Here is a 6595-nt window from a genome sequence, read left to right as displayed (position 1 = left end):
ATTCTATTTTCTATATAGAAAAAAGAGATGTTATTTATTTTAGAAACCAAGATAAAACTGGCGCCATAAATACCTATTTTATAGGGGGATATGGTCTGGAGATTTATGATGATTCAAAAAACAATCAAATCATTACTGTTTCAAATGAATTTCCACGACCTGTATCTAGTTTACGATTTTACAATAAATCAATCAAAATAGTAGAAGATGTATATTATTACACACAAGGCAGAAGCCTTGACGCCTTAATTTTGCCAGACTTAAATTATGCCGTCTTAAGTTTGAGCGATAAAAAAATAATTGTAATAGATTATGAAAAAAAGCCAGCATTTGTAATTCGTCATAATATTACATTAAAATCTATAGCACGGAAAATTATTTTTAAGGAAGGCTACTTGTACTATGTAACTGACTTAGGTGAGATTTTTAAATACAACTTCACAACCAAAGAAAATACAATTTTGCTTGCGTATGGAAAATTGATTACAGATTTTGTTTTATTCGATCAATACATGGTTTTTACTACTAAAGAAGGTGAAATACTAAAATACTCTTTTGTGAATGGGATCGTGTCAAAATTAAATATTGGTAATGATTTTGTTTTGACTAGCACACGGTACCAAAAAGATAAATTAATAATGGGAACTTTTAAAGGAAACATTATAGTACTCGATGCAAAGACAATGTCTATATTGAATCAATTCAATTTTCATAAAAGAAGTGTTCTTAAAATAGTAAATTATAAAGACAATGAGTTTTATTCAAGCAGTATGGATAAAACTATAAAAAAATGGAAAATTGATTTTTAATGGAGTTTTGATTAGGGTTGGTCTTGGCCACTATTTAGCCGAATTATTAAAGTGCACTATTAACGTAGGGCGCTCAAATCTTTCAATAACCTAAAAGAAGTCCAACTGGCAATCTTTTATTTGTTGGGTTACCTACTTTTGAAGATGATGATTTGCATGATTTCAAATGTCTTGAAGGCTTAGCAGAAATCAGAAGATTTATCTAAGATTATAAATTAATCCTTGATTGAAGTGCATTATAATTAATTACGCCAAATATAGTGGTAGTAAAAAGTCTCAAAAAACTCTAAAGTAGATTTTCATGGGATATTATACCCCGAATTAGTTTGAGTAGGTTACGCTGTTAGCGTGTTTTAAAAATTACAACTCTGTTATACAAGCTCTAGCTTAAAAACAGTGACCGATTTAAAGAGAGACGTTATAAGCCAACATTAAAACTCGTAAATGCTATGATCTTGATGCATGGTAAGTCATGAACTAACTAGATGCGCAGCAAACTCTTTTTAAGCGACTATAATTACGTTTATGAACATGATTATCAATTTTCGCGAACTTCTGAGAGTTGCTGTGGATGAAGTTTGGAAAGGAATGAACCGGTTCTGGAATTGGAAAATGTTTCTTGTTCATTGTAATTGGCTATATTGGGTCATGATTCCGAAAAGACATCATTGCGCTTCATAAATATTGAAAAGATTACAAATAGGATTTTAGCTTATCAAATGAGGTAATCAAAGTCAATCACTTTCAAAAAGAAATATTTGCAAGCAGAATGCAAATTTATTTTGAGAACGACCTAAGCGGAAATATCTTTGCAACTTCTACTATCTGCATGAATTAGAGTCTTACTACTACCCCAAATTCAAAGCAATCTCTTATTTTTCATAAACGAAATCTATATATGACTTATTAATATTTGATAAGAAAAATATTGAATATTTTAAAAGTAATTCAGTCAATTAGTTTATTTAAAATTCCTTGTCTAAAACTTAAAATAGAGTATTCAGTACACACAATTTATTAAGGTTGCAAAAGTAAAGTAATCAGGGATAATACTGCCTCTACATCGCCGGTAATGAGATCCTTTGGCATCTCTACAAATAAATGCATATTGCTCCAATATATATGCTTTATGTGCCCATGGAGTTTATGATTATGAAGCAGGGCGTTTTCAAGAATCCATAATTATAGCACCACACACGTTTCAAACTTTAGAAACCAGAATTGTTTGTTTTATAAACCTATGGCCCAAGAGTGCGATTAAATGATGGCAGAGTGAACTCAGGCAGTCACTTAAAAGAGAAGATTTAACTATATTTGGCGAGGGTTTGAGAAAGCCCTGTTTTCATCGTAGATAATCAGGAGGATGGTGTTTATAGATTTCTATCGAAAGATTACAGTTATCTTGAAAAACTGGTATTCAGTTAATATATCTATTAAATTTGTGAAGGAAAATCATTAAGCTAACCAAAACCGAACAAAAAGTATGTAATGAAGACTTGTAGTGAATGATGCATTACAAAGAAGTCAAATGTCTATTTGGCAAAAAAGCAATTAAATTGGAAGCCCAAAATTCAATAGAGAGGAAGGGAGTAATAAGTATTTGATTATTTTTATAATCAAACTCCAGATGAGTATAAAAGCGAGCATAAGACCTTAAAGAACATATAAATAATTAAATTGGACTACAAGAGAAGACGATATTCAGGTTTTATAAAGCCCTTATTTTTGATTGTTGATTTGGTGTTGCTTAATGCTACGGTTATGTTTTTTACAACCAACATTACAAACACCTATATTTTTGGAATTTATATTTCTGTTTTTTGGATTCTCTTTTCTCTAAAAAATAAATTTTATGAAGTTCAGAGACACACCAAAATCATTCAAATTATACCGCTTTTATTCAGGCAAATCGTTTTTTTTGTCATTTGTTTTGTATGCTTTTATTGGTGTCTTTAAACAACCTTTTATTAGCAGACTAGCTCTAGGGCACTATTTTTTGACTGTTTCCTTTTTAATTCTAATTTTTAAATTTTTCACGTTTTACTTATTAAAGAAATACCGTTCTATTTTAAGCGGTAATACAAGACAGGTCATTGTCATAGGTAAAAACTATAAAACCGCGCAGTTAGTAAACACATTTCAAACCAGATTGGATTTTGGATATCGGTTTAAGGCGCAATTTTGTGTTTCAGATCCAGATTTTTCGTTAGATAAGTGCTTTGAGTTTGTAGTTGACAATAACATCGACGAGATCTATTTTTCTGTTGCCGAATTGTCGAATAAACAAATCAATCAATTGGTAGATTTTGCAGATAATAATCTAAGAGAGCTCAAGTTTATTCCCGATAATAAAGATATTTTTTCGAAAAAATTGAAATACGAGTATTATGAATACACTCCAATCTTGTCTATAAGAACCATTCCTTTAAAAGAACCATTTAACAAGTTTCTTAAACGCTCATTTGATATTTTGTTTGCATCCTGTATTATTATTTTTGTTCTATCATGGCTAACTCCAATTTTGGCTTTTTTTATTAGGTTAGAATCGAAAGGTCCTGCGTTTTTTAAACAACCCAGAAACGGTTTTAATAACAAAGAATTTAGTTGTTATAAGTTTAGATCCATGTTGCCCAATAAAGATGCCCATTTGAACCAAGCTACAAAAGGTGATCAACGCGTGACTAAGGTCGGGAAGTTTTTAAGAAAAACAAGTATTGACGAATTGCCACAATTTTATAATGTGTTATTCGGAGATATGTCTGTTGTTGGACCAAGACCTCACATGGTAAGCCATACCAATATGTACGCAAAGCGCATTGATAAATTTATGGTAAGACATTTTGTGAAGCCTGGTATTACTGGATTGGCGCAAATAAGTGGATTTAGAGGCGAAATTGAGACAGATAAAGACATCATCGGGCGTGTAAAATATGATATTTTTTACATTGAAAATTGGTCTTTGCTGTTAGACTTACGAATTATTGTAAAAACATTTTTAAATGCTGTTAAGGGCGAAGAGAAGGCCTATTAATAAACATGCATGATGAAAAACGTAAAGGTCTTGTATATAGGGAATAACTTGTTTGATAAAACAGGTTATCCATCCACGTTAACAACTCTTAGCGAACTTCTTCAAAAAGAAGGGGTAATTGTTGAAAAAGCGTCAAGTAAATTAAACCTAATAACCAGAATGCTCGATATGGTTCACGCCATTTTAAAGCACCAAAAAACTACAGATGTTGTCTTAATAGATACATACAGTACTTTAAACTTTTTTTATGCTTATTTGTGCTCAAAACTTTTAAGAGTTTTTAATAAACCTTATATTCCTATACTGCACGGAGGTAATCTCCCCGAAAGACTGAACAAATCACCAAAGTTGTCTAAAAGTATTTTTGCAAATGCTTATATAAACGTAGCACCTTCGCAATATTTGGCAGAAATTTTCAAAAAAGAAGGTTTTAAAACCCTATGTATCTCCAATACACTCAAAATAGAGGACTATAAGTTTATAAACAGAAAAGATTTAAGACCAAAACTTTTATATGTTAGGTCGTTCGCAAAGATTTACAATCCTGAAATGGCAGTGAAAGTGCTGTTTGAGTTAAAAAAAGACTATCCAGATGCCACCTTATGTATGGTGGGTCCTGATAGAGACGGTTCTTTGGAAGGCGTAAAAAACCTTGTGGACGAATTGAATTTAAAACACTCTGTCCAATTTACAGGTGTTTTAACTCAAGAAGTTTGGCACAAAAAATCAGAGGAATATGATATTTTTATAAATACGAGCAATATAGATAATATGCCAGTGAGCATTATTGAGGCTATGGCGCTTGGGTTGCCCATTGTTACTACAAATGTTGGCGGAATTAAATATTTAGTAAAAGACACGTTAAATGGGTTTTTGGTGAATCCGGAGGATGACATCGCCATGGCAAATGCCATTAAACATTTACTCAAAGAGGGTCCCGGAAATATCACCCATATTGCGAGAGCAGATGTTGAGGAATTTCGGTGGGATATAGTAAAACACAAGTGGAACCAACTTTTAACCAACGTATGATATTTAAATGGATTTATATTTTAGGGAGAAACTTCAGAAATCCCTCTTCAAAAGTCATCCATCGGTTTTTAAACGACTCTCAGAATTATACACTAAACCAGTTGGAAAACTTTCAGTTAAACAAACTGAAAGAATTGGTTGGATTTGCTTATCAACATTCAGAATTTTATCGAAAAGCCTTTGATGAAAAGCAAATAAGCCCTTCAGACATTAACACCTTGTCTGATTTACAAATGCTGCCCATAATTACTAAGAATGAGCTTATTACTCAGAATAGTAATATACATACCAATTTTAAATTCAAAAATACTTTTGAGGCAAAAACTTCCGGAACTTCGGGTGCGTCATTGGTTTTTAAAAGAAATGAGTATTGCGATTCTTTTAACAGAACTGTAATTAACCACAATTACAGTATATATGGCGTAAAACCTTGGGATAGGAATGGCTATTTTTGGGGCTTTAACACATCGCTTTTACACAGATTAAAAACCCGTTTTTTTGATGTCTTACAAAATAGATTCAGGGTATTTTCATATTCAACAACAGAATTGAACCAATTTATTAGGAAGCTTAATAGTGCCAGATATATCCACGGTTATTCATCTAGCATCTACGAAACTGCTAAAGCCATAAATCAAGGAAATACAGTAAAGCCAAGTAATATTCTGATGGTTAAGGGCACATCAGAGAAGATTTTCGATTATTATCAACCTGAAATCAAAAAGGCTTTTGGCACTAAAATGATTAGCGAATACGGAGCCGCCGAAACCGGCATTATTGCTTTTGAATGCCCACACGGCAATATGCATATCAATATGGAAGGAGTTATAGTTGAAGAACTGAACAATGAAATTTTGGTTACCAATTTGCACATGCTTTCTTTTCCCATAATACGTTATAGATTGGGCGATTACATAAAATTGGCTTCACGAGAAACTTCATGCCCGTGTGGAAAAGAACATCTTGTTTTGATAGATGTTTTAGGACGAATTGGCGAAACCGTTTATGGTATTGCAAACATATACCCAAGTTTATATTTTTATTATATATTTAAAAATCTATCGGAAAATTATCTTCTACATTTGGAATATCAAGTTGTCCAGAAAAAAAGAGGACATTTAATTTTCAATATTTCTTCGCATTTAACGGATACTGATAAGAAGTTATTAGTTAAGGAAATTGAGAATTATTTCAAGAATGACATGCAATTCATAATCAAGTCGAACACGATTTTCGAACCAACAGAAGGTAAAAAGAAAAGTTTCATTTCATCAATACATAATGAGCGACAATAACCCTCTTGTTTCAATCATCACGGCCTGTTACAATTCTGAAAAGTATATTTCCGACACCATACTCAGTGTCCTCAATCAAACTTACCAAAACTGGGAGCTCTTGTTGGTTGATGATTTTTCGGCGGACAAAACAATCAGTATAATCACTAACTTCGAAAAGAGGAATGACAGAATTAAGTTATTTCAACTCCCCAAGAATTCTGGTGCTGCAGTAGCAAGAAATAGAGCGATAGAAGAGGCAAATGGACGTTTTATTGCTTTTTTGGATAGTGACGATAGATGGCTTCCCCAAAAATTAGAAAAGCAAGTGTCATTTATGCTCGATAACGCATATAGCCTAACGCACACCAGTTATGAACTTATTGATGAATCTGGAAACTCAATTAAAAAAAACGGTAAAACCAGTGGCCGTTTTATGCTATAATGAT

At 32.3% G+C, this 6595-nt stretch carries 4 protein-coding genes and 1 pseudogene; all 5 read left to right on the top strand.

What is annotated here, in order from left to right; genetic code table 11:
* On the top strand, positions 1-809 hold an 809-nt coding region (locus tag A9996_RS20135), incomplete at its 5' end, for a hypothetical protein (RefSeq protein WP_169817260.1).
* 1677 nt (positions 810-2486) lie between these two features.
* Positions 2487-3840, top strand: a pseudogene (locus A9996_RS16835) (exopolysaccharide biosynthesis polyprenyl glycosylphosphotransferase).
* 9 nt (positions 3841-3849) lie between these two features.
* Positions 3850-4872: a glycosyltransferase family 4 protein gene (locus tag A9996_RS16830; RefSeq protein ID WP_245905296.1), complete on the top strand. Its 1023-nt coding sequence runs from the start codon at positions 3850-3852 to the stop codon at positions 4870-4872.
* Positions 4869-6167: a phenylacetate--CoA ligase family protein gene (locus A9996_RS16825; RefSeq protein WP_066437887.1), complete on the top strand. Its 1299-nt coding sequence runs from the start codon at positions 4869-4871 to the stop codon at positions 6165-6167. Before A9996_RS16830 ends, A9996_RS16825 begins: the two co-directional genes overlap by 4 nt.
* Positions 6154-6591, top strand: a complete 438-nt coding sequence (locus A9996_RS20685; protein ID WP_248912369.1) for a glycosyltransferase family 2 protein — start codon at positions 6154-6156, stop codon at positions 6589-6591. Before A9996_RS16825 ends, A9996_RS20685 begins: the two co-directional genes overlap by 14 nt.
* Positions 6592-6595 lie beyond the last annotated feature (4 nt).

This window comes from Gelidibacter algens (genome assembly GCF_001678675.1).
Classification (GTDB): domain Bacteria; phylum Bacteroidota; class Bacteroidia; order Flavobacteriales; family Flavobacteriaceae; genus Gelidibacter; species Gelidibacter algens.
This window is presented reverse-complemented; position numbering and strand designations above follow the sequence as displayed.

Excerpts from the sequence above, each read along its gene's own strand:
- A9996_RS16825 (WP_066437887.1), top strand. The coding sequence starts at position 4,869 with ATGATATTTAAATGGATTTATATTTTAGGGAGAAACTTCAGAAATCCC.
- A9996_RS20685 (WP_248912369.1), top strand. The coding sequence starts at position 6,154 with ATGAGCGACAATAACCCTCTTGTTTCAATCATCACGGCCTGTTACAAT.
- A9996_RS16830 (WP_245905296.1), top strand. The coding sequence starts at position 3,850 with ATGATGAAAAACGTAAAGGTCTTGTATATAGGGAATAACTTGTTTGAT.